This is a genomic window from Profundibacterium mesophilum KAUST100406-0324, from assembly GCF_009835145.1.
Lineage (GTDB): Bacteria > Pseudomonadota > Alphaproteobacteria > Rhodobacterales > Rhodobacteraceae > Profundibacterium > Profundibacterium mesophilum.
This window is the reverse complement of the sequence record NZ_APKE01000010.1, coordinates 37,968-61,866: the sequence shown is the minus strand read 5'-3', so window position 1 is coordinate 61,866 and position 23,899 is coordinate 37,968. Positions and strand designations below refer to the sequence as shown.

At 66.2% G+C, this 23,899-nt stretch carries 19 protein-coding genes; 2 read left to right on the top strand and 17 right to left on the bottom strand.

Going from position 1 to position 23,899, the window contains the following annotated elements; translation table 11 throughout:
* Positions 1-8: 8 nt before the first annotated feature.
* The 10 genes from PMES_RS03265 to PMES_RS03220 all read right to left on the bottom strand — a co-directional run bounded on the left by PMES_RS03265 (position 9) and on the right by PMES_RS03220 (position 13,554).
* On the bottom strand, positions 9-956 hold the full coding sequence (locus PMES_RS03265; RefSeq protein WP_159964085.1) for a glycosyl transferase family protein: 948 nt from the start codon (positions 954-956) through the stop codon (positions 9-11).
* Positions 953-3,553 (bottom strand): nitrate reductase, encoded by a 2,601-nt coding sequence (locus PMES_RS03260; protein ID WP_159964084.1) that lies wholly within the window; start codon positions 3,551-3,553, stop codon positions 953-955. Before PMES_RS03260 ends, PMES_RS03265 begins: the two co-directional genes overlap by 4 nt.
* Before the next feature lie 58 nt (positions 3,554-3,611).
* The gene (nirD, locus tag PMES_RS03255) at positions 3,612-3,944 is read right to left on the bottom strand and encodes a nitrite reductase small subunit NirD (RefSeq protein WP_159964083.1); all 333 of its coding nucleotides are present in this window, start codon (positions 3,942-3,944) and stop codon (positions 3,612-3,614) included.
* The gene (gene nirB / locus PMES_RS03250; RefSeq protein WP_159964082.1) at positions 3,941-6,370 is read right to left on the bottom strand and encodes a nitrite reductase large subunit NirB; all 2,430 of its coding nucleotides are present in this window, start codon (positions 6,368-6,370) and stop codon (positions 3,941-3,943) included. Before nirB ends, nirD begins: the two co-directional genes overlap by 4 nt.
* A 10-nt stretch (positions 6,371-6,380) precedes the next feature.
* Complete coding sequence (locus PMES_RS03245; RefSeq protein WP_159964081.1) at positions 6,381-7,298, bottom strand: GAF domain-containing protein; 918 nt, start codon at positions 7,296-7,298, stop codon at positions 6,381-6,383.
* A gap of 17 nt (positions 7,299-7,315) precedes the next feature.
* The gene (locus PMES_RS03240; protein WP_201288946.1) at positions 7,316-9,013 is read right to left on the bottom strand and encodes an ABC transporter ATP-binding protein; all 1,698 of its coding nucleotides are present in this window, start codon (positions 9,011-9,013) and stop codon (positions 7,316-7,318) included.
* A 5-nt stretch (positions 9,014-9,018) separates the two neighbouring features.
* A complete protein-coding gene (locus PMES_RS03235; RefSeq protein ID WP_159964079.1) occupies positions 9,019-10,095 on the bottom strand; it encodes an ABC transporter permease in 1,077 nt (358 codons plus the stop codon).
* A 67-nt stretch (positions 10,096-10,162) separates the two neighbouring features.
* Positions 10,163-11,530 carry a CmpA/NrtA family ABC transporter substrate-binding protein gene (locus PMES_RS03230; protein WP_159964078.1) on the bottom strand — a complete coding sequence of 456 codons (1,368 nt, stop codon included), beginning with the start codon at positions 11,528-11,530 and terminating at the stop codon, positions 10,163-10,165.
* A 261-nt stretch (positions 11,531-11,791) separates the two neighbouring features.
* Entirely contained in the window at positions 11,792-12,973 is a 1,182-nt protein-coding gene (locus PMES_RS03225; protein WP_159964077.1) for an ABC transporter substrate-binding protein, read from the bottom strand.
* Positions 12,970-13,554: an ANTAR domain-containing response regulator gene (locus tag PMES_RS03220; RefSeq protein WP_159964076.1), complete on the bottom strand. Its 585-nt coding sequence runs from the start codon at positions 13,552-13,554 to the stop codon at positions 12,970-12,972. The genes PMES_RS03225 and PMES_RS03220 overlap by 4 nt, the downstream gene beginning before the upstream one ends.
* A 417-nt stretch (positions 13,555-13,971) precedes the next feature.
* Between PMES_RS03220 and PMES_RS03215 the strand changes: the two genes are divergently transcribed.
* Positions 13,972-14,277, top strand: coding sequence for an ATP-binding protein (locus PMES_RS03215; protein ID WP_159964075.1), 306 nt, complete (start codon positions 13,972-13,974; stop codon positions 14,275-14,277).
* A 12-nt stretch (positions 14,278-14,289) separates the two neighbouring features.
* On the opposite strand, the gene tcuB is transcribed toward PMES_RS03215, so the two are convergent.
* Genes tcuB through PMES_RS03200 form a run of 3 tightly spaced genes read right to left on the bottom strand, consistent with a single transcriptional unit; the run spans position 14,290 to position 17,409 of the window.
* Positions 14,290-15,360 (bottom strand): tricarballylate utilization 4Fe-4S protein TcuB, encoded by a 1,071-nt coding sequence (gene tcuB, locus PMES_RS03210; RefSeq protein ID WP_328809145.1) that lies wholly within the window; start codon positions 15,358-15,360, stop codon positions 14,290-14,292.
* Positions 15,344-16,735, bottom strand: a complete 1,392-nt coding sequence (gene tcuA, locus PMES_RS03205; protein WP_159964074.1) for an FAD-dependent tricarballylate dehydrogenase TcuA — start codon at positions 16,733-16,735, stop codon at positions 15,344-15,346. The genes tcuB and tcuA overlap by 17 nt, the downstream gene beginning before the upstream one ends.
* Positions 16,732-17,409 (bottom strand): GntR family transcriptional regulator, encoded by a 678-nt coding sequence (locus PMES_RS03200; protein ID WP_159964249.1) that lies wholly within the window; start codon positions 17,407-17,409, stop codon positions 16,732-16,734. Before PMES_RS03200 ends, tcuA begins: the two co-directional genes overlap by 4 nt.
* 75 nt (positions 17,410-17,484) lie before the next feature.
* Here PMES_RS03200 and PMES_RS03195 point away from each other — a divergent pair, with 75 nt between their 5' ends.
* Complete coding sequence (locus PMES_RS03195) at positions 17,485-18,540, top strand: AbrB family transcriptional regulator (RefSeq protein WP_159964073.1); 1,056 nt, start codon at positions 17,485-17,487, stop codon at positions 18,538-18,540.
* Here PMES_RS03195 and PMES_RS03190 read toward each other — a convergent pair.
* The 4 genes from PMES_RS03190 to PMES_RS03175 form a co-directional block, all read right to left on the bottom strand.
* Positions 18,512-19,489 carry a D-2-hydroxyacid dehydrogenase family protein gene (locus PMES_RS03190; protein WP_159964072.1) on the bottom strand — a complete coding sequence of 326 codons (978 nt, stop codon included), beginning with the start codon at positions 19,487-19,489 and terminating at the stop codon, positions 18,512-18,514. The two genes, PMES_RS03195 and PMES_RS03190, sit on opposite strands and share 29 nt — an antisense overlap.
* Positions 19,490-19,497: 8 nt before the next feature.
* Positions 19,498-20,589, bottom strand: coding sequence for a 4-oxalomesaconate tautomerase (locus PMES_RS03185; protein ID WP_159964071.1), 1,092 nt, complete (start codon positions 20,587-20,589; stop codon positions 19,498-19,500).
* 57 nt (positions 20,590-20,646) lie between these two features.
* Complete coding sequence (locus PMES_RS03180) at positions 20,647-22,677, bottom strand: tripartite tricarboxylate transporter permease (protein WP_159964070.1); 2,031 nt, start codon at positions 22,675-22,677, stop codon at positions 20,647-20,649.
* 85 nt (positions 22,678-22,762) lie between these two features.
* Positions 22,763-23,842, bottom strand: coding sequence for a type 2 periplasmic-binding domain-containing protein (locus PMES_RS03175; protein WP_159964069.1), 1,080 nt, complete (start codon positions 23,840-23,842; stop codon positions 22,763-22,765).
* Between the last annotated feature and the right edge of the window lie 57 nt (positions 23,843-23,899).

Below are 23,899 nucleotides of genomic sequence, written 5' to 3'. Positions count from 1 at the left end.
CGTCTCCTTCAGGCGGCACTGTCGCGCGCCTTGGATTCGGGATCGGCGACCCCCGCCGTGTCGAGTGCCAGCGCGGCGGTCGACACGACGATGGCCTCGGCAAAGGGGTCATGCCGCTCGCCGCGCCAGATCTGCGCCAGCAGGGAAGGGTCGCGGGGTCCTTCCGACAGGCGACGGTGGTCGGCAAGTTGCTTGCCCGTCAGACCCGTCCAACGCTGACCGTTCCGGAGGCCGAAGGTTTCGATGTTCTTGGCCGGGTGATGCTCGAACTCGCCGCCGCCGCCTTTCAGAACGGTCAGTTGCCTAAGACCCAGCATCTGGCCGGCATCGGCCTGCAACTCGCGGTAGGGTGGGTGAAAGACGCCCTGCACGGCAGTCTCGGCGCCCCCCGGGTTCAACATGCGGCACACGGTATTGATGCAGGACCGCAGACCCAGCGCGTCCCGCAGGCAAAGCAGCGCCATGAGCGGCGGCGACAGGCTTTCGAGTGGCAGGTACGCGATGCGGTCGCGGGTAAGCAGGTCGCCCGCGACCTGAACGCTGTCGGCGGAGCGGACCCCCACCGTGGGCAGCGCCGCACGCAGGTCGGCCCCTGCTCCCTGGTGGGCGTTCCATCCGTGCAGAAGCACCGGGATGCCGGCATCGGCGACCAGCCGGGCCGAAAGCAGGAACCATGGCAGCCCGCGCGTGCGTCCCGCGGCGTAGCTGGGCCAGTCCAGCGCGGCGCGCGGCCCCGTCCAGCACGGCAGAGAGGCGCGGGCGGCAGAGGAGAACCCGGCGATCTCGGCTGCCGTTTCGCCCTTCATGCGCAAGAGCATCAGGATCGCACCCACGGCTTCGCGGGAAACGTCGGGGGTCAGCATCAGCGTCATCGCCTCGGCGGCCTCGTCCTGGGTGAACCCGCGCGCGCGCCCCTGCCCGCGGGCAAGGATCCGGACATAGGGCGCAAGGCTCATTCCGCGGCCTCGGCCATATGCGACCTTTCCAGAAGGGCCGCGATCTCGGACCGGCAGGAGCCGCAATTCGTCCCCGCCGAAAGCGCCGCGCCGACGGCGTCCACGCTCATCAGGCCATCGCTCTCGATGGCGGACAGGATGGTGTTCACCCCGACGCCGAAACACGAACACAAGATCGGGCCGGGATCGGGCCGATCGGCCGGGGCGCGGCCCGTCAGGACGTCCTCGGCGGGCAGCTCGGTCAAGTAATCGCGCATCACCGCCACGGGCTCCGGCGCCACGAACAGGGCCGCGATCAGCCGATCGCCGTCGTGGAACGCGAACCGCGCCACGCCGCGCGCCGGGTCGGTCAGCATCTGCACCGAGGCGTTCGGCAGGTCGAACAGGGCGCGCGCATCGGCTTCCCAATCGGTCGGGGCCGCGCGTCCCGAAAGCTCCATCCGCCATCCCGCATCGCTGCGCGCCACGGCCCAGTAATCGCTGACCGGGTGGACCCGTCGGGAGGAGACCGCGAACCCGTACCACGCCGCGGCGAAGGGACGGACCGCACAGAAGGAGGCTTTGCTGTCGGGCTGCCCGGAATGTGGGTCGGTGACGTCCGCCACGAGCGCGTCGATGCGCCCGGTCGGTGCGGTTTCGCCGGTCCAGTGGATCGGCGCGAACACCGTGCCCGGCTGAACCGCGTCGGTGATCGTCGCGCGCAGGATGGCGGTTCCCGTCGGCGACGAGAGTTCGGCCAGCGTATCCGGCCCGATCCCGAGCGCATCGGCATCCGTCGGATGGATTTCGACGAACGGTTCGGCGATGTGGGCCGACAGGCGCGGCGACGTTCCGGTGCGGGTCATCGTGTGCCAATGATCGCGCACCCGCCCGGTGTTCAGACGGAACGGAAAGCGCCGCGCGTGTTTCGCGGCGGACGCGCGCCACGACACCGCGATCATGCGCATCCGGCCAGTGTCGTGAAAAGACCTGCCATCCGCGAAGAAGCGGCCGCCCCCCTTCGCCGCAACCGGCCAGCGCGTGGGCGATAGCGCGGCGTATTCGCCATCGGACAGGTCCGACAGTCCCGAGATATCGAAATCGCGTCCAAGAGCGCCCGCGACCCCCGACAGGGCGGCGTGCTCGCGGAAGATCTCGGCAGGGCTGTCGTAGTCGAAGGCTCGAGCGAAGCCCATCCGCCGGGCTACCTGCGTGACGTGCCACCAGTCGGGCCGCGCCGCGCCCGGAGCGGGCAAGGCCGCGCGCTGGCGCGAGATGGTGCGGTCGGAATTCGTCACCGTCCCGGACTTCTCGGCCCAGGCGCTGGCGGGCAGCAGCACGTCGGCCAGCCGCGCGGTGTCGGTGGCCGCGGTGATATCCGAGACGACGGTAAAGTCGCAGGCCGCGATTGCCGCGCGCACGGCGTCGGCGTCGGGCAGCGTGACGGCGGGATTGGTGTGCATGATCCACAATGCCTTGATCCGCCCCGCCGCCACCGCCTTGAACATGTCGATAGCTTTCAGACCGGGTGCATCGGGGATGCGCGGCGCGTCCCAGAACTTGCGCACGGCGGATCGATGCGCCGGATTTTCGAGATCCAGATGACAGGCCAGGGTATTGGCCAGCCCGCCAACCTCGCGCCCGCCCATGGCGTTGGGCTGTCCGGTGACACTGAACGGCCCCATGCCGGGCTTGCCGATGCGGCCCGTCGCGATATGGCAGTTCAGGATCGCGTTCACCTTGTCGGTGCCGCTGCTGGACTGGTTCACGCCCTGGCTGAAGACGGTGACGACCCGTTCTGTCCCGATCCAGAGGCGGAAGAATTCATGAACCGTCTCCACGTCCAGGCCCGTCGGTTCTATCTCCGAGCAGCGCGCGGTCGTCAGGGCATCATCGAAGCCATCGGTCCGGGCGACGTAGGCTGTATCGACCGCGTTGCCCTCGTAGATTGCGGCAAGCAAACCGTTGAAGAGGGCCACGTCCGAGCCGATGCGGAGCGGCAGATGCAGGTCGGCCCCGTCACAGGTCGCCGTCCGACGCGGATCGATGACGACGACCTTCGTTCCGCGCGCGGCTCTGGCCGCCAGCACGCGCTGATACAGGATCGGGTGGCACCATGCCAGGTTCGAGCCGACCAGCACCACCAGATCGGCCTGATCCAGGTCCTCGTAGGTGCCCGGCACGGTATCTGTACCGAAGGCGCGTTTGTGTCCTGCCACCGTCGAGGCCATGCAGAGCCTCGAATTGGTGTCTATATTGGCGGTTCCGACAAAGCCCTTCATGAACTTGTTGGCGACGTAGTAGTCCTCGGTCAGCATCTGGCCCGAGGCGTAGAAGGCGACGCTGTCGGGGCCGTGCCGTGCAATCGTGCGCGCGAATGTGTCGGCCACGCGGTCCAAGGCGCTGTCCCAGTCCGTATCCACTCCGTTCACGCGCGGGGCCAGCAGGCGGCCCGCATGTCCCACGGTCTGGCCAAGCGCCGAGGCCTTCGAGCACAGCCGGCCGCGGTTGGCCGGGTGGTCGGGATCGCCCGACACATTCAGGCCGCCCGCACCGTCATCTTGCAGCAAAACGCCACATCCGACCCCGCAATAGGGACATGTCGACCGGATCGTCATGAGCGGCCCGCAGAGAGAGAATGCAGTCCCCGGGACCGATTTCGGAGGGAGAGCGCCATCATGCGGCCGACCGCGACGCCAGGCGCGCGCCATCGATCAGGATGCGACCGTCCTCGACCCGAACGGGATAGGTGGCAATACGCCCCTCGTCCGCGCCCTGCGCTTCTCCGGTTTCCAGCGACCACACCCAGTTGTGCAAGGGGCAAGTCACATGCCGACCATGAACGATGCCTTCGCTCAGCGGTCCGCCCTTGTGGGCGCAGGTGTTGGAGGTGGCAAAGATCTCCGTTTCAGCGGTTCGAAAGAGTGCCACGCAACCGACCCGCGTCTTCACCACGCGCGCGCCGCGCAGCGGAACGTCGTCGAGTGCGCCGATGTCAATCCAGTTCATTCCGCGGCCTCCAGTGTCAGGTCTGCGATGGGGGCGAAGGCGCGGGCTTTCTCTCGCACCGCCAATTCGGCCCATGGGTCGGTCTGGTAGATCGTCTGGCTCAGATCGAAGCGGTCGACGAGTGCCTTGCGCTCGGCCCCATCACCGAGAGTCTGTTGCACCCATTCGAGGCTCACCTTCGCGAGCCACTTGTAGGGCCGGTCCAGATACCTGGCGTGTTCGCGATAGAGCTGGACGAAGGCGACCGTCCATTCCACCGCCTCGTCCTCGGTGGCGACCTTCACCAACGGTTGCACCTCTTTCACGTCCATGCCTGCCGCACCGCCCACGCCGATCTCGAACCCCGAGTCCACACAGACGATGCCAACATCCTTGCACGTCGCCTCCGCGCAGTTGCGGGGGCAGCCGGAGACCGCGAGCTTCACCTTGTGCGGGGTCCACGATCCCCAGAGCCGCTTTTCGAGCCGGACGCCGAGGCCGGTGCTGTCCTGCGTGCCGAAGCGGCAATGGTCGGTGCCGACGCAGGTCTTCACGGTGCGCAGGCCCTTGGAATAGGCGTGGCCGGACACGAGACCTGCGGCGTTCAGATCCGCCCACATGGCCGGCAGGTCCTCTCCCTTCACGCCCAGAAGGTCGATGCGCTGGCCGCCGGTCACCTTCACCGTGGGCACGCCGTACTTGTCCGCGGCATCGGCGATGGCGCGCAGTTCCGCCGCGCTGGTGATCCCGCCCCACATGCGCGGCACGACCGAGAACGTGCCGTCCTTCTGGATGTTGGCGTGCTTGCGTTCGTTCACGAAACGGCTTTGCGGGTCGTCCTGATACTCGAGCGGCCAGTCGGCCAGCAGGTAGAAGTTCACCGCCGGACGGCAAACGTGGCAGCCGTTGGGCGAGGTCCAGCCAAGCTCCTGCCAGACGGCGGGTTGGGATTTCAGCTCGCGGGCCTTGATCAGGCGGCGCAGGTCTTCGTGGGTGAGATCCGTGCATCCGCAGACGGGTTGCGCGACGGGCAGTTGGAAACTGTCGCCCAAGGTGACGGCCAGAACCTGTTCCACGAGCCCCGTGCAGGTGCCGCAGGACGCGCTGGCCTTGGTGGTGGCGCGCACCGCGCCGAGATCGGTGGCCCCGCCTTCGATGGCCTCGGTGATCTGCCCCTTGCATACGCCGTTGCAGCCGCAGATCTCTGCATCAGCCGGCAAGGCTGCAACGGCGGCCAAAGGGTCCGCTGCGGCCCCCCCCTGATAGGCGGGCCCGAAGATCAATGTCTCGCGCATGTCCGTGATGTCGGTGCCGTCGCGGATCAGGCCGAAGAACCAGTTGCCGTCGGAGGTATCGCCATACATCACGGCACCGACCAACGTGTCGCCTTCGACCACCAGCCGTTTGTAGATCCCGCGCGCGGGGTCGCGGAAGACGATATCCTCGCGTCCCGGCCCTTCGGCGAAGTCGCCCGCGCTGAAGAGATCGCAGCCGGTGACCTTCAGCTTAGTCGAAAGCTGCTTGGGCGTGAAAGCCGCGTCGTCATCCAGCAAGGTCGCCGCCAGGACCTTGGCCTGTTCGTAGAGCGGGGCCACGAGACCGAAAAGCTGGCCTGCGAACTCGATGCACTCGCCCACTGCGAAGACCGAAGGGTCCGAGGTGCGCATCTGAGCGTCGACCTCGATGGCCTTCCTCACCGTAAGGCCCGCCTGTTTCGCCAGTGCCACGGCGGGGCGGATGCCGACAGCCATGACCACGAGGTCGGCGGGCAAGAGCGTCCCGTCCTCAAGCTCGACCGCCTCGACGCGGCCCTCGCCCTTGATGCATCTGGTCGAGGCCTGCGTCATTACCGTGATGCCACGGCGTTCCAGATCCGCACGCAGCAGATAGCCCGCGGCGGGGTCCAGCTGACGCTCCATCAAGTGCCCGGCCAGATGCAGGACCGTGACGTCGAGCCCGCGCATCCGCAACCCGGCTGCGGCCTCCAGACCCAGAAGCCCACCGCCGATGACGATTGCGCGCGAGCCCGGCGCGGTGTCGATCATGCGGTTGGTATCGTCCAGATCGCGATAGGCGATCACCCCGTCCAGGTCGTGGCCCGGACATGGCACGATGAACGCATCCGACCCGGTGGCGAACACGAGCTTGTCGTAGGGCACCTCGCCCTTCTCGCCGACGACCACCTTGCGGTCGCGGTCGATTCCGATGACGCGTTCACCGAAGCGACAGGTGACGGCGTGGCCAGCGTACCAGTCCTCATCATGCGTGACGATCTCGTCGTAGCTTTTCTCGCCCGACAGGACCGGCGAGAGCATGATGCGATTGTAGTTTCCACGCGGCTCGGCGTTGAACAGCGTAACCCGATAGGCGCCCGGATCAGCCTCGAAGAGGTGTTCCAGAAGGCGGCCGGAGGCCATGCCGGCGCCAATGACAACAAGTCTTTCCATCTTTCGCTCCTCAGCAATACCAGGCGACGACATGGGACAGCTCGCCGCCCCGGTGGATCGGCAGAGCAACCATCATCGCGTAGCCGTTCGCCGCGGCACCCGTCTCGGCCACGGGGACACCGCCGCCGAGCGCGTGCCCGACGGGGCCCTCCCAGACGCTCGCCACGCGTTCGCGGCCCGCGTTCTCGGGATCCCACAAGGGGCCGTCACGCTCGCAGATGCCGTCGACCATCTTCGCGGTCTTGCCGGCGCGGGCATCCCAGATCTCGAACCGGCGCGCGATGGGCGTGCCCCTGGCCGACAGCAAGGTCAAAACGAATGTCTTGCCGCCCGGCACCGGGATCGGCACGCCGAGGCCGATGGCCAGACCGGCCTGCCCGGCGGATTCGGACCGTACGAACCGGTAGCCCGATCCCAGATCGCGCATCAGGATCGGCGTCTGCGCCGACCAGACAGCGCCGGGCAGGCCCTGACCTTTCGGGAATTGCGTGTGCTGGCTGACCCATTCGAAATGCCTGGCCGCCCCGTAATAGCCATCGGCCAGCTTCAGAATGCCTTCAGCTTCGGACCAGACCTCGATCGCGCCAGTCCGCTCGGCATCATCGGCACACAGGACCACCAGAACCGCCCTGAGCGCCTTTCCCGCGAAGACGGGGATCGCGACGGCACAGGTCAGCCCAGCCTCTTTCGCGACCTCGGTGCGCCTGAAATACGAGCCGTCGAACTCCTTCAACACGACCGGCCGCGCCTCCGCCCAGGCTTTTCCGGGCAGGCCTTCCCCCTTGGCGAAGCTCTCTGCGCGGGAGGCTTCGGCAAAGCGGTCATGCCCGCCGTAGACGCCGCCGGACAGGACGAGCCTGTCACCCTCGGGTGTCCAGATCTCGGCGACCTCGACGAATGTCTTTGCTGGCTCCACAACCGTGTCCATCGCTATCTCCATCGCGCTCACTCCGCTGCGACCGCCGGTTTGGCGGGAGGGGATTGCCGGTCACCGCCGGGGGCGGTCGATTTGGCGGGATTGCCGTGCTCGTATTCTTCGAGGAAATTCAGCACCTGTTCGCGGTAGAGGTAATAATCGGGGTGCTCCAGCAGGGCCTTGCGGGTGCGGGGACGCGGCAGGTCCACATCGACGATCTTGCCGATGGTGGCCTGAGGGCCGTTGGTCATCATCACCACGCGGTCGGCCAGCAGGATGGCTTCATCCACGTCGTGGGTGACGCAGATGGCGGTGACCTTGGTGCGGTCCCAGACCTCCATCAGCACTTCCTGGAGTTCCCAGCGGGTGAGGCTGTCGAGCATGCCAAAGGGCTCGTCCAGGAGCAGGAGCTTGGGGCTGAGCGCGAAAGCCCGCGCGATGCCCACGCGCTGTTTCATGCCGTTGGACAGATCGGCTGCGGGTTTGTCCATCGCGTCGCCAAGACCCACACGCTCGAGGTAGTATTCCACGACCTCCTGCCGCTCCGCGCGGCCGGCCGAGGGGTACACCTTGTCGACACCGATCGCGACGTTCTCCTTCGCGGTCAGCCAAGGGAACAGCGACGGCGACTGGAACACGACGGCGCGCTCGGGGTCGGCGCCCATGACGTGACGGCCATCGAGCTTGATCGCGCCGTTGGAGATATCGTTGAGCCCTGCCGCCATGGTCAGGACCGTGGACTTGCCGCATCCCGAATGACCGATGAGGGAGATGAACTCGCCCCGGTTCACCTTGAGATCGAAATCCTCGACCACGGTCAGCGGCCCCTTGGGCGTTGGATAGATCTTGTGAAGCTGGCTGAAATCCAGGAACCGCTCGTCGATCAGACCCTTTGAGGCATCCTTCTGCGCTTTCGGCATGTCATGGATCGCAGTGACGTCGGGAAGACTGCGGGACCCCGCCGCGTCGGGGGAGATCCCGGCATCCATCAGGTAGCGGGTGACGTCGGCGCGCAGGCGCTTGAAGCCCTTGTGATGGTTCATCTCGCCCCGGTCGCGCGGGCGGGGAATGTCCACCTTGAACTCCTGTCCCAGCGTGCCGTCCGGTCGCAGCGCGATGATCCGGTCGGCCAGCACGATGGCCTCGTCCACGTCGTTGGTAATCAGCACGCAGGTCTGTTTCTCCTGCGTCCAGATCGCCTCGATCTCGTCGGCGAGATTGGCACGGGTCAGCGCGTCGAGCGCGGAGAGCGGCTCGTCCAGCAGCAGCATTTCGGGGTTCATGGCCAGCGCACGCGCGACGTTGACGCGCTGGCGCATGCCGCCCGAAAGTTCGGCCGGGCGACGCTGCGCCGCATGCGACAGGCCCACCATCCGGACGTAGTGCGCGACCTTGGCCTCCTTCTGAGCCGCCTCCATCTTCGGAAACACCGTATCGACGGCGAGGCGGACGTTGCCCGACACGGTCAGCCAGGGCATCAGCGAATAGTTTTGGAAGATCACGCCCCGCTCGGGGCCGGGCCCGGTGATGGGCGTGCCGCGAAAGGTGATCCTGCCGGTGGTGGGACGCTCGAGCCCCGCCATGAGGTTGATCAACGTCGTCTTGCCGGTGCCGGAGAAGCCCAGCAGAACGAGGAACTCTCCCTCGGACACGTTCAGGTCGATGTTTTTCAGAACGGGGGTTTCGCCGTAGCTTTTCGACAGGTTCTCGAAGGTCAGGATGCCCATGTTTCTCACCGCTGGTTCGTGAAGGTAAAGGCGGCCTGGATCGCGAACATCAGCCGGTCGAGCAGGAAGCCGATGATGCCGATGGTGAAGACCGCGACCATGATCCGCGCGAGGCTCGACGAGCTGCCGTTCTGAAATTCGTCCCAGACGAACTTGCCGAGACCGGGGTTCTGGGCCAGCATTTCGGCGGCGATCAGGACCATCCAGCCGACACCCAGGGACAGGCGCAGGCCGGTGAAGATCAGCGGCAGGGCCGAGGGCAGCACAAGCTTGGTGATCTTGGTATAGGTGTTCATCTTCAACACCTTCGAGACGTTGACCAGATCCTTGTCGATCGACGCCACGCCGAGCGCGGTGTTGATGAGCGTGGGCCAGAGCGAACACAGCGTGACCGTGATCGCCGAGACCAGGAACGACTTGGCGAAAATCCCGTCATTGGTGGCATAGACGGCCGAGACGATCATGGTGACGATGGGCAGCCATGCCAGCGGGCTGACCGGCTTGAAGATCTGGATGATTGGGTTCAGTGCCGCATTGGCGGTGGGCGACAGGCCCGCCGCGATGCCGAGGGGAACAGCCACGGCGGTGGCGACGAGGAAGCCGAAGAAGACCGTGCCGATGGAGGTCCAGATCTGCTGATAGAAGGACGGCGCGCCGGTATAGGCGCGTTCCACGGCCTCCTGCCCATTGGCGATGCGCCGTTCGTTCAGGGCGGCGACCTGTTCCTGGAACCGCGCGCGGTTTTCCGCGGTGCGCACGGCGTCGGCGTGCAGGCCGCGCGCTTCGGACCAGACCTGCGCCGGACCGGGTACGGCGCCCAGCGATGTCTGTACCTGTGGGGCCAGCACGGCCCAAAGTGTCACGAACGCAGCGATGGCCAGAAGCGGGACGCCCAGGAGACGCCAGATCTCGCCCACCTGCGCGCGCGGATTGTCGCCCGCGACCGCGCGCAGAAGCGGCGTGACGAAAGACAGGCCCAACACATTGAACCACGCGTCGGCCTTGTTGATACGGGTGAACCACACGGCGCGGCGCGCTTCGCGGTGCTCGGCTTCGATGCTGTTCGGATCGACGGCGGTCATGGGATGCTCCGGTCTCACTAAAAATCGGGGATGGGATCGGTGCGCCCGAAGGCACACCGATGTTGCGTCAGCCTTCGACGCCGCTGCCGGTCACGGTCTGGCCGTCCTTCAGACCGATCGACAGGCTTTCGAGATATGCGGTGGGACTGCGCCCGTCATAGGCGAGCCCGTCTATGATATCCTCGGCAGGCGTCGGGTCCTTGTAGCCATCCGTCTCCCACGGGAAGCCGTCTTCGGCCGCCATTCCGTCATCCACCAGCATCCGCGCGGCCTGAAGGTAGATGTCGGGGCGGTAGACGGACTCGGCGGTGTCGAAATACCACCGGTCGTCCTTGGCTTCTGGGATCTGCCCCCAGCGGCGCATCTGGGTCAGGTACCAAATCGCATCGGAGTAGAAGGGATAGGTGGCGTTGTAGCGGAAGAAGACGTTGAAGTCGGGAACCTCGCGCACGTCGCCTTTCTCGTACTCGAACGTGCCGGTCATGGACGCGGCGATGACCTCTTCGTCGGCGCCGACATATTCGGGACGCGACAGGATCCCGACCGCCTCTTCGCGGTTGGCGTTGTTGTTCTCGTCCAGCCAGATCGCAGCGCGGATCAGCGCCTTGGTCAGGGCCAGGGTGGTGTTGGGGTTTTCCTCGGCGAACTCGGCGGTGATGCCAAAGACCTTCTCCGGGTTATTCTTCCAGATCTCGAAGTCGGTGATGACCGGAACGCCGATTCCCTTGAACACTGCCTGCTGGTTCCACGGCTCGCCCACGCAATAGCCGTGGATGGTCCCCGCCTCCAGGGTCGAGGGCATCTGCGGCGGAGGCGTGACCGACAGCAGAACGTCGGCGTCGATCTGGCCCGTCGCGTCGCCGTCGCCGTAGAAACCGGGGTTCAAGCCGCCGGCCGCGAGCCAGTAGCGCAGCTCGTAATTGTGGGTCGAAACCGGGAAGACCATGCCCATTTTGAAGGCTTCGCCGTTCTGGTTGAACTCCTCGACCACCGGAGCCAGCGCCTCGGCCGAAATCGGGTGTTGCGGCAAGCCGTCGGCGTTCTCGGGGATGTTCGGCTTCATCATCTCCCAGACTTCGTTCGACACGGTGATGCCGTTGCCGTTCAGGTCCATCGAGAAAGGCGTGATGATGTGCGCCTCGGTGCCGTAGCCGATGGTCGCGGCCAGCGGCTGGCCCGCCAGCATGTGCGCGCCGTCCAGCGTGCCGTCGATGACGCCGTCCAGCAGAACCTTCCAGTTCGCCTGGGCCTCCAGCGTCACGAACAGGCCTTCGTCCAGGAAATATCCCTGCTCGTAGGCGATGGCGAGCGGTGCCATGTCGGTCAACTTGATGAAGCCGAGGGTCAGTTCGTCCTTCTCGAGCTCCAGCATCTGCGCTGCGACGGGGCTGGCGAGAATGGTCGTGGCCGCAAGGCCGATCAGAATTCGTTTCATGGTGTCGTCCCATTGGGAGCCGGCATCGGGGCCGGCCAAACACGAAAAAAGCCGCTGACACGCCTCGCCTGTCTGGCGAAGGGTCGAGCGGCTTTGCTCATCATCCCGGTCGTTCGGGTGTTCGGTCGCGGCGGGCCCCGTTGCCTGCCGACATCCAGAACATGCACCAGCACTTTCCGGAGTTAAAGGGATTTGGACGTCATACGGACCGGTTGCGCTGCATTGCAGCGCGATCGCGAGGCTCTGCCTGTTTTGCAGGCATCATGTGAATTTCGGATCGAACCGTGCGCCGTCGAAGAAGGCATCCCGGCACAGTTTCACATCGCCCCCGCGCTGGGAGGGCACCCGCTCATCCGTGTCGAGCGCGCCTTCGACCCGCAACGACGCCGCCGGAAGATCGCCCCCGGTGGAGGCCAGGGCGCCGCGATGCAGGTCGCTGCGGAAGACCTCTGCCGCGTCCCGCATCGCGCGGCCACGCTCGAGCCCGGTGCGGGCCGCGATCTGTCCGCCGATCCACGCGGCCTGGCTGCGCCAGGGAAAGCTGACGGCGCCGTCGTGAAAGCCGATGAACCTGTCGACCGCGCGCGTCTCTCCATTGGCCGAGATCGTCAGATGTCCCGACATCGCGCGCTCGATCAATTCAGAATTGATATCCAGGTATTCGGGGCGCGCCAGGAGCTCCGCCGCAAGCGAGCGCCCGCCGGCATCGTCCAGCCACCGTCCCGCGCGCCAGACGGCCCGGATCAGGCGACCCGACAATTCGGGCTCGGACGATGCCCAGTCGCCGCGGACCGCCAGCACCTTTTCCGGCGCATGGGCCCAGATCGCCGCACCCGGCAGCAGCAACTGGCCCGTGCCGCTCTCCACGACCTTCGAGCCCCAGGGCTCGCCCACGCAGAACGCGTCGATCTCGCCGGCGCGGATCGCATCGGCCATCAGCGATGGTGGCACGGTGCGCACGATCAGGCTCTGCGGACTGGGATACCCGAGGGACGAGAGCCAGTAGAAGACAAGCTCGGCATGCATCGAGAACGGAAACGGCACGCCGATCCGGAGCGGCCCCTCGACCGCGGTGATCAAGGCGCGGCCGGCGGCGGTCGCGTCGGCAAAGTCGAAAGGATAGCCCGCGGCGTGCATCCGCGCGGCAAGCTCGGTGTTGATGCCCACCACGGTCCCATTGACCGAGAGGACCGAGATCACGTCGACACGGGCGCCGCCGACGCCGCCGAGACCCAGCGCCATGGCAACGGGAACGGGGGCCAGCATATGCGCCGCGTTCACCTGCCCGAAGGTAAGCGCATCGCGTGCGCTCGACCATGACGGCGCGCGGCGCAGGGCAAGCGAGATCCCTTCCTCCGCGGCGAACCCCATCTCTTGTGCCACGATCAAGGGGGCCGCATCCACCAGCGGCACGAAGCCGATGTCCAGCGTCGTGACCCTCATCCCAGCAACTTTGCCGCCGTGACCAACGCCCCGGCCACATCGGCCAGCCGCTTGTTCTGATCCATGGCCGTCTTGCGCAGCAGGGCATAGGCCTCGTCTTCGGTGATCCCGCGCACGCGCATGAGCAGGCCCTTGGCCCGGTCGATGACCTTTCTATCCTCCAGGGCACGTTTGGTTTCGTCCAGCTCGGCCCGCATGCGTTGCATCAAGTGAAACCGCGCGATAGCGGCATCGAGCACGGGCCTGACCCGGGAGGCTGTCAGACCGTCGACGACGTAAGCCGACAGCCCCGCCTCGATTGCCGCGGTCGAGAGGCCGGCATCGCTGCGGTCGACGAAGAGGGCGACGGGGCGCTCCAACGGTCCGCTGGCCAAAGTGAGTTCTTCGATGATGTCGCGAGAGGGATCGGCCACATCCACCAGAACGAGGTCCGGTTTGACCTGGACGATCTGCCGCGCCAGCGATGAGCGCTCGGCCACGACATGGATTTCATAGTCCATACCGTCCGCCAGAGCATCGACAATCAGCCGCGCCCGGTCTGGATCTGGTTCGACAATGACGATGGAAAGAGCTTGGACCATGGGCTTCGATTGTCCGCTGAGGAGATGATACACCAGACAAAAAAGGTCACTGAAGGTTGAAGTCCCGCCATTAGCCGCAGCAAGAGCCAGTGGCGGCCTGCAATGCCCAAATTCTGGGCATTCACCTCACCGCCGCACGAAGGGCTGCGGATACCGACAATCCCGATCGCGCGCCCTGTTGATCGCTCCCGCAGTGAAGAACACCGCCGTAAGGGTTCGGAGGGATTGCCCTCCCCGCCTCGTGGCGAATGACCGCCTTCCATTACGCTCTGTCGATCATCACGCACCTGCGGCGAAGGTCCGAACCGCCCATCCCGAGCGATCGGAAAGGCCGCAGCAAAGCTTCGGTTCTAGCGCGGAAAACCCGCTCACTCTGGCAGGAACGCATCCATACATGGCCGGGTGCTGGCCGAAGAGATGCTCGCCAGTCTGCTCGACAACGCCATGATCCATGGCGCCCCGCGGGACAGCGAAATCGCGGTGGCAATGGACTTCACCGCCAAGGCCGCCTCCCTCGGCGTGGAGGATGACGGCCCCGGCATCCCGACCGACCTGCGTGAACGGGTGTTCGACAGGGTCTTTTGCGCGGAAGTTGGCGGTGGCACTGGTTGCGGACTCGGCCTGGCGATCGCGCGCGACGCGGCCTTGGCGCATGGCGGCACGGTGCGACTGGTGCCCGGCATGCCGGGCGCACGATTCGAAGCGATACTGCCGCTGGCCTGAGTGCCCGCCTGCTCAGCGCGCCTCAAGCCGCTGCGCATCGCGGACTAGCGCGGTCAGCCGATAGAAACCATGGGCCATCTTGGTAAATGGCATCAGCAAGAAGAAAGCCAAAACGCTACCCAGATGCAGCGCGAGGATCAGTGCCAACGCCGCGCTATCACGCAATAGCCAAAGTCCCAGCCCGCTCCAAGCGACGAAAGCCAAAAGCAGAACGAAGCCCATTTCCCCGCCCCAAGCGCGCGGTGCGCCCAACTCGGGATCGGCCCTGAACTTGAGCGCCGCCAGCCAGAGCGCCCCGGCGCCGAGCAGGAGCCCGCCAGGCACGCCCAGAAGCTTGGGCAGCGACCAGAGGCTATACGGAGCAGGCGCGTCGAAGATATAATGCAGTACGGTGCCCGAAGAGGTCGAGGCGAAGCATAGCAAGAAGCCTACCAGCACGGCGGTATGGGCCTGCCGCCGCGCCTGGCTGAAACGGTCTTCATCCTCGAAATTGCAGCCGTCGCCATGCCCACCTGCGAGGTTACGCATCTTAGCAGCCGAACCGAAGGCGTGGCGCAAATGCCCCAGCGTAATCCGCCCGCCGCCAACATGGCTCCAATAGCGGCGCAGGCTGACCGCGAGGCTCAGCAAGGGCAGCAGAAAAGCCGGCGCGAAGATCGCGACCATGGCGTTGTGCGAGAGCACCGCGTAGAATCCCTCGCCATCGGCCGGCAGGGCGCGGGCGGCGAGGAAAAGAGCCGCGAAGCCCAGCACACAGGCGGCGGCGATCATCGTGCCGCTGCGCTGGAAGGCGCGCGCCAGTCCCCCGGGCCAAGCGAAGGCGTCCCAGCTGTCATGCCGTAACTCCGCCAGCGCCTTGGGCAAGTTCAGGTCGAACTCGTGCGGCGCGGTGTACTGGCAGGCGTGGTAGCAGTTGCGGCAGTTGTGGCAGAGGTTGGCGAGTTGGGTCAGGTCGGCCTCCGCGAAGGCGCGCTCGGCCTGCAGCGCCGGGAACACCGCGCAGTAGCCTTCGCAGTAGCGGCAGGCGTTGCAGATCTCGGCCTGGCGGCGGGCCTCTTCGACGAATTCAGGCTGCATTTGCATATGCGGCGGCCTCCTTGCCTGCGATGCGTCCGAAGACGGTTCCGATGGTCATGCCGAAACCGGCGAGATAGCCTTGGCCCAGGATCGAGCCCGCCATGGTCTCGCCCGCGGCCCAGAGGTTGCGAATGGGTCCCCCGGCGGTGGCGCACTGCGCGCGTTCGTCGACCTTGAGCCCGAGATAGGTGAAGGTGACGCCGGTCCTGAGTGAATAGCCGTAGAAGGGCGGCTCGATGATCGGGCGCGCCCAGTTGGTCTTGGGCGGGGTGAGCCCGGTGGTGGACACGCCGTCGAGTTCCATCGGGCTGAAGCTCGAGGTATCGCCGCAAGCGGCGTTGAAATCGGCCACCGTGGCGGCGACCTTCCCGGCGGACAGCCCCATCATCTCGGCCAGATCCTCGATGCTGTCCGCTTTCAGCGGCGGAAAGACCGAGGGCATGAAAAGATTGATCGACTTGGCGTCGATGATGACATGGCCGACCTGATCGGGCTGTGCTGCGACAAGACGGCCCCAGATCGCATAGCGCTTGGGCCAGACATCCTCGCCCTCGTCGTAGAAACGTTCGCCATCCTTGTTGACTACGATGGAGAACGGCACGCAGTCGAGCCGGGTGACGATGCCGCCATCGTAAAGCGGTGCGCGGCCGTCGATGGCCACCGCGTGGCACTGGGTCGGGTCGCCGACCGAGGCCACCTCCTGCGCCAGCAGGTCGGCCAGCACGACGCCGCGATTATAGGGCGTGCCGCGGATCAGGAAGTTCTTTGCCGCCGGCCCCCAAGCCCGCGCGAGCCAGTTGCGGTCAGCCTGAAACCCACCGGAGGCCACGACCACGGCGCGGGGCGACAGGCTGTGGGACCCGCCTTCATGGTCGAAATCGACGCGCGTAATGCGGTCGCCCTCGAGCTCGAGATGGGTGACATGCGCGTCGTATCGCACCTCGACGCCCAATCTTCCGATGGTGCGGTAATAGGCGTTCACGAGGCTCTTGCCGCCGCCCATGAAGAAGGCATTGGTCCGCGCGAGACTTAGGGTGCCCGAGAGCGAAGGCTGGAACCGCACGCCATGAGCCTCCATCCAGGGCAGGCACTCCTGCGAGGATCGGATGGCAAGGCGGGCGAGCCCCTCGTCGGTGTGGCCGCCGGTCACCTTCATCAGGTCGGCGACGTATTCTTCCTCTTCATAGGCATCGACCAGTACCGAGAGCGGGCCGTCATGCATGCAGCGGAAGTTGCGGGTGTGGCGCGAATTGCCGCCGCGATAGGGCTTGGGCGCAGCTTCCAGGATCAACACCCGCGCGCCCGCCTCCGCCGCCTCGATAGCGGCGCAGAGCGCGGCGTTGCCACCGCCGATCACCACAATGTCTGGCGTGTCCATCATAACATGTCCCCATCATCGAGCGGGGCAGCCCTAGCGCGAACAGCACGCACACGGACCCGTTGGGCGGCCTCGATATGGGCGCGCATCGCGGCTTCGGCGCGTAGACCATCGCGCGCCATCAGCGCGTCGAGCACTGCAGAGTGCTCCTCCACCGCGCGCTCGGCCCGCTCGGGCGCGGTGAGCGTCGTCGGCCCGAGGATCATCAACGCCTTCTGCAGCCCTTGGATCGAGCGGCTGAGAAAACGGTTCTTTGCGGCGTCGAGAAGAGCCGCGTGGAATTGCCGGTTCAGGTCGAAGGCCTCGGGCGATGCGCCCGCGCGGACCAGTTCCTCGTTGAGCGCGGCCAGCTCGTCGAGCTCGATCTGAGATGCCGCGCGGGTCGCAAGCCGGGCCGCCGTTCCTTCGAGCACCGCGCGCATCTCGTAGAGCTCCATCACCTCGGCATAGTCGAGCCCGCGCACGCTCGCACCCTGCCGAGGTACGTGGGTCACCAAACCGTCCGCCTCGAGCTGGCGGATCGCCTCGCGTACAGGTGTGCGGCTAACGCCCAGCCGCTCGGCCAGTTCGGTCTCGCGCAGCCGGTCGCCGGCCGCCAGCCGCCCAGCCCGGATCTCTTCGAGCAGGCGGCGGTAAGCAGTGCCGCCCTGCCCGTCCCCGCGATCCTCCTCACACATCGTCATGACGCTCCCTTGCAAATTGCATACAGGTGGATACAACTGGATGCAGAACGAGTCAACGCGGAGTTTCCGATGCCTCGCCCCCCACTTCCGCCCTTTGCGCGGATCGCCCTGACGGCTGTTGTTGCAGGGATTGGCACGCTGGCCTTCCACGCCACGGGCCTGCCGCTGCCATTCTTGTTCGGCCCGATGTGCGCCTGCCTCCTTTCGGCCCTGATCGGTCTGCCGCTTCAGGGCTTCGGGCAGGTTTCGGTCGCGGGGCGCACGATCCTCGGCGTCGCGGTCGGGGCTTCGATCACCCCGGCCGTGCTGGCGCGGTTGCCCGAGATGGCTGTATCGATCGCGCTGGTCCCGATCTTCATCGCCGTGATCGGCGCGGTGGGCGTGCCGTTCTTCAGGCGCGTCTGGGGGTTCGACGGTGCCACGGCCTATTACGCGGCGATGCCGGGCGGGCTGCAGGACATGGTGATCTTCGGTATCGAGGCGGGCGGCGACGCGCGGGCCCTGTCGCTGATTCACGCAACGCGGGTTCTTTTCATCGTCACGCTGGCGCCGGTGTTGCTGACGCAGCTCTACGGCAGCAGCCTGTCCAACCCGATCGGCGCACCGGTGGCGGCGCTGCCGCTGGTCGAGCTGGCCCTGATGGCCGCCGCCGCATGGATCGGCTGGAAGGGTGGCGAGCGGATCGGCCTGTTCGGCGCCTCTATCCTCGGGCCGATGATCGTGACCGCCGCGCTGGCGCTTTCGGGATTGGTGCATTCGCGCCCGCCCGCCGAGGCGATCCTCGTGGCGCAGTTCCTGATCGGCTGCGGTATCGGCGTGCATTTCGTGGGCGTCACGATGCGCGAACTGGGCCGCGACGTTGCGGCGGGTGCCGCCTATGTGGTGGTGCTGGCGGCACTGGCGGCGATGGTTTCATCGCTGGTGACGTGGCTCGATCTCGCGGAAGGGGTCGATGCTTTCCTGGCCTTCGCGCCCGGCGGACAGGCCGAGATGACGGTTCTGGCGATCGTCGCCGGGGCGGATCTGGGCTATGTCATCGCCCATCACCTGACCCGGATCGTGCTGGTGATCACCGGCGCGCCGGTGATTGCCGGGATCAAGCGCCGGGCCGGGCCTCGGGGTTGATCACGTTGATCGGCATGCCGGCGGCATAGGCCACGATCTGGTCGAAGATGTCCGCAAATTGCAGCTCGAACTCGTCTTCGGTGACGAAGCCGATATGTGGGGTGCAGATCAGGTTCGGATGCGCGAGCAGCGGATCGTCGGGGTCGGTCATCGGCTCATGATCGAACACGTCGATCGCCGCCATGCCGGGACGACCGCGATCGAGCGCTGCAAGCAACGCGCCGGACGCGATCAGCCCTGCACGCGAGGTGTTCACCAGAACCGCGCCGGGCTGCATCTCTGACAGGTCGTCGAACGTGACGATGCCACGTGTGTTGGGCTTCAGCCGGACATGCAGCGAGATCACGTCGCTTTCGGAGAAGAAGGCCGCGCGACTTGTCGCCAGCCGCGCGCCATCGGCCTCGACCCGCGCCCGACCTTCCTCAGACGCCCACCAGACCACCTCCATTCCAAAAGCCTCGGCATAGCCCGCGACGGTCTTCGCGATCCGCCCGTAGCCGTAGAGGCCGAGTCTGCGCCCGCGCAGCGTCTTGCCGACACCGATCTGCCAGTGTCCTGTCCTGGTGGAGGCCATCTGCTGCGGGATCTGGCGCATCGCCGAGAGGATCAGCCCCCAAGTCAGCTCGGCCGCGGCATAGGAGGGCGTGTCGGCGTGCATGTTCGAACACAATAGCACGCCGTGATCGGTGCAAGCCCCGACATCGACATGCGGATAGACGCTGCGCTGCGAAATCAACTCAAGCTTCGGCAAACGCTCCAGCAGATCGCGGGTGATCTTCGTACGTTCGCGGAACAGGACCAGCGCTTCGGCCCCGCGCAGTCGATGGGCCAGTTCCTCCACATCGTCGACGTGATCCGTCCAGACGGCGACGTCATGACCTCCGAGCTTGGAGTAGCACGGCAACCCGCGCAGCGTGTCGAACCAATCGTCGAGGATGTGGACCTTCATGCGTTTGTCTACCTTGCGCCGTCCCAGACCATTTGCGGCACGAAGACCGTACCTTCGGCGAGCTTTCGGGCGGTGCGCAAGAGCCCGGCTGCCTCGAGGGTAAAGCCGCCTTCGGTGGAATATTCGACCAGCACATCGATCGTGCCCGAAGCATGTTCCAGCACCACGTTCGCGGGCGATCGCGCGGGACGTTCGAGCAGACCGTCGGCCACCGTGCCCGGGGTCAGTGCGCAGGAGGCGAGACATTGCGCGCCGGTCACCGCCATGGAGGGATGTGTGTTCCACGGCATGAAGTAACGCGTGGCGATGCTGCCGCCGTCCCGTGCCGGGGCCAGAAGCCCGAATTTCGGCGTCACCGACTTCGCCACGTCGCCCAGCCCCATGCGCCGCCCGGCTTCCAGCCGCACCGCCTCGATCCGCGCAAAGAGGTCGCGGTCGGCGTCGAGCGCGACCGCGCTCTCGTAACCCGTCACCCCGAAATCGGCGGCCCGGCCGATCACCATCGGCATGGCGACGTCCATGCAGGTGACCTCGATGCCGTCGATCTCGTCGCGCAGCTGCCCGGTGGGCAGAAAGGCCCCGGTCGCCGAGCCGACTACACCGCGAAAGCTCAACTCCACTGGCGCGGCGCTGCCCGGCACCCCGGCGATCCGCGCATCGCCGTCATAGGAAAGCTGGCCGCCCGGCGTCATCACCCGCGCCACCACCTGCGCCCCGGTGTTCACCGCGCGGATCTTCACCTCGGTGACCTCGCCGGTCACCGGCACCAGCCCCATCTCGATCGCGGCGGGACCCACGCCCGACAGGATGTTGCCGCAGGTCGGCTTGAAATCCACGAGCCGCTCCTCGACCGCGACCTGCGCGAAAAAGTAGTCCACATCGGCCCAGTCGTCCTCGGAGGCCGACAGCATCGCCACCTTGGTGGTGATTGCCGCGCCGCCGCCGATGCCGTCGATGTTATGCGGATGCCCCGCACCCAGCGCCGCGATGAGAACCTGCGCCAGGGTCTCGCGATCCTCGGGCAGGTCCGCGCGCCGAAAATACGGCCCGCGCGACGTGCCTCCGCGCAGAAATAGAAAGGGAATGCCGATCTGAGTCATGAGGTCATGTCCGATTTGTCGTGAATCCGTCCGGCCCGTTCGGGCCGGGCCAAGGTGTCAGCGCAGCGGCCAAGGAAGATCGAAGGCGTCCTGCAGCAGCCCCGGCGGAAAGTCGCGGTTGAGGGCGCTGGCCATCAGGCACATGAAGCCGACGCCAGCCGCCGAGAGCAGAAGCGTCTTGCCCCAGCCGCAGCCCGCACGGATGCGGAAAAAGGCGAGAAGGAAGCCCACCAGCGCGAGGATGAAGCCCACCACCCATGTCGCGGCGATCAGCCCAGCGAACCAAGCGAGCGTGCCCCAAAGCCCGTGCGGCGCGTCGGCATCTTCGCCCGCCATTTCCTTGTCGGCGAAGACTGCGTCGCTCTCGGGCCTGCGCATCATCTGCACCATGAGCATGAGACAGGCCGCGAGCGTCACGCCGCCCACCACCAGCGGCACGATCTTGTCGGTCATGTTGTAGTCGGGGATGGCGTTGGCGTTGATCAGCGCGGCAACGACATAGCCCATGATCAGCAGAAGGAAGGCCACCGGCGCACGCTTGGAGCCGGTCGGCACCTCGCCCTCGGCGGCGATCGCCTTGGCCTGGCGCAGGCCGAATACAACCGAAAGCACGGTGATCACGATCAGCACGATCACGATGGGCGAGAAGACGTACTCCATCCCCTCCTCAAAGCTCTTGCGGAAGCGGAAGGATGCGATCTGCACCGCTTGGTTCGAGAATTTCTCGATCGGATTCGACAGCACGAAGCCGATCAGGAAGGCCGGGCGGGACCAGTCGAAGCGGCGCAGGAAGACGCCGATCAGGCCGATCGCGAAGAGCGCCAGCAGGTCTTCGAAATTCTGCCCCGACTGGAACGCCGCGAAGGCGATCAGCATGAACAGGAAAGGTGCGAGATAGGTGAAGCGGATCGTGGTGAGCCGGGCGATGCCGCCCGAGGCCGCGATGCACAGGAGCGTCCCGACTACGTTAGCCAGCGCCAGTAGCCAGACGATAGAATAGGTGATGTCGAGATTGTCGCGCAGCATCGACGGCCCGACCTCGATGTCGCCCGAGCCCAGGAGCGCGATCGCGCCGATGAAGATTGCCATTGAGCCCGAGCCGGGAATGCCGAACAGCAGCGTCGGTACAAGCCCCCCGCCCTCCTTGGCGTTGTTCGAGCTTTCCGGTCCGATAACGCCGCGCACATTGCCGAGGCCGAACTCGGAGGTGTCGCGTGTGCTTTGCACCGTATGGCCATAGGCGATCCAGTCGACAACCGAGCCGCCCAGGCCCGGAATCACCCCGACCACCACACCGATGATCGAGCAGCGTACCGAGAGCCACTTGTTGGCGAACCAGTCTCGTACCCCATCTGCCCAGCCGGCACCGAGGTTCGCATCCTGCGAGATGGCGCGGTCCTGACGCAGCAGCGAAACGATCTCGGGGATCGCGAAGATACCGAGGCCCACGATGACGAGCTGCAGCCCGTCGATCAGATAGGGGATGTCATAGGTCGACATGCGCAGCGAGCCGCCGGCATCCGCTTCGCCGATCGTGCCGATGAGCAGACCGAGGCCAGCCGCGGCCACGCCTTTGAGCGCGACACGGCCCGCGAGGATCGCCACCATCGAGAGGCCGAAGACGGTGATCATCAGCATCTCGGGCAGACCGAAGGCAAGCACGATCGGCCGCGCCACGAGGATGAACAAGGTCAGGAAGGCCGCGCCCACCAGCCCCCCGAAGAGCGAGGAGGTGAAAGCCGCAGAGAGCGCCCGCGCCGCCTCGCCGCGCTTGGCCATGGGAAAACCGTCAAGCACGGTGGCCTGACTTGCCGAAGAGCCGGGGATGCCCATGAGGACCGAGGCGAAGGTGTCGGAGGTCGGCACCACCGCCACCATGCCAATCATCAGCGCGAGACCGAGCACCGGGTCCATGCCGAACATGAAGGGCAAAAGAAGAGACAGGCCGGCGATGCCGCCGAGACCGGGAAACACGCCGACCGCGAGGCCCATCACCACGCCCAGCACCAGATAGCCGAGAACCATGGGCTGCAGTATCAGAGCCCAGGCCTGCCCGAGCGCAGGCAGGGCCGTTGCGATCATCTCCATGAGGGTCGCTTTCACATGTCAGGAATGGAAAATGTGGGGCGCCCCGCCCCGAAGGGGGAGAGAGAGCGGGACGCCTGCGAAGGCCTCAGCCCTCGAGCTCGACGCCGTAGGAGTCGCGCAACCAAGTCTTCACGTAATCCTTGGCTCCCTGCGGCACCGATGTCGCCTGCTCCAGCGCGCGCTGGGCGCCCTCGCCGACGAAGACCGGGTATTCGCCTACGGTCTGCGAGGAGATCTGTTCGAAATCATCGCGGTTCCGCACCGTCTCGAAGGCCGCGACATAGGTATCGATCACCTCCTGATCGGTGCCCTTGGGCAGGAAGGCCAGTTTCTGCACCGGGAAGCCCGCGACGAAGAAGGCCTTCCAGGCGTCCCACGCCTCGCCGCTCGTCTCGCAGCCCTCGGTCGCCTCGCAGACCTCCTTGAAGGTCGGCAGGTCGGGGAAGGTCGGGTCGCGGACGATGTTGCCGTCCTCGTCGAGCGCGCCCCAGGTCATCATCGCGACTGCCTGGCCCTGCTCGACCAGATCGGCCGAGCCGCCCAGATAGCCCGATGTGGTCTGGTAATCGATATTGGCCTCGCCGCGCTCGAACATCAGGCGCCCGTCACCGCGCCCCTTGATGCCGAAGACCGGCTCCACGTTCATGCCGAGCATTTCCCAAGCCAAAAGCGGAACGAGGTCGAGGCGTGTCGCGCCCTGGCTGCCGTAAATGAAGTCTATGTCCTGCAGCGCATTGGCCGAACCGTCGAACTTGGCGCCTGCCTCGGGCTCCAGATAGGCGACGCCGCCGGTGCCGGTGGCCATCACCGGCTCCCAGTCATTGTATTCGTAGCGCACGCGCGGGTCGTTCAGCAAATAGGGGAACTGGGTCGAACCAGAGGAGCCAAAGATCAGGGTGCCGTCGCCGTTTTCCTGCTCATGGAACCAGTTGGCGCCCTTGGTCGAACCGGCGCCGGGCATGAACTTCACCACAACAGTGGGCTGGCCGGGCAGCGCCTCGGACAGAAGCGGCGCGAAGAAGTTCGCCCATTTGGCCGAGCCGCCGGTTTCGGAGAAGGGGATCACCCATTCCACGGTCTCGCCCGAGAGATCGGTCTCGGCGGTCGCGGCGAAGGGGGTGGCGGCGAGAAGCGCCGCAAGCGCGGCGCGCGTGAATTTCGTCATGTCGTCCTCCCAAATGTTCGGGTGCCGGCGATCGGGCTCCTCCCCGCCACCGGCGCC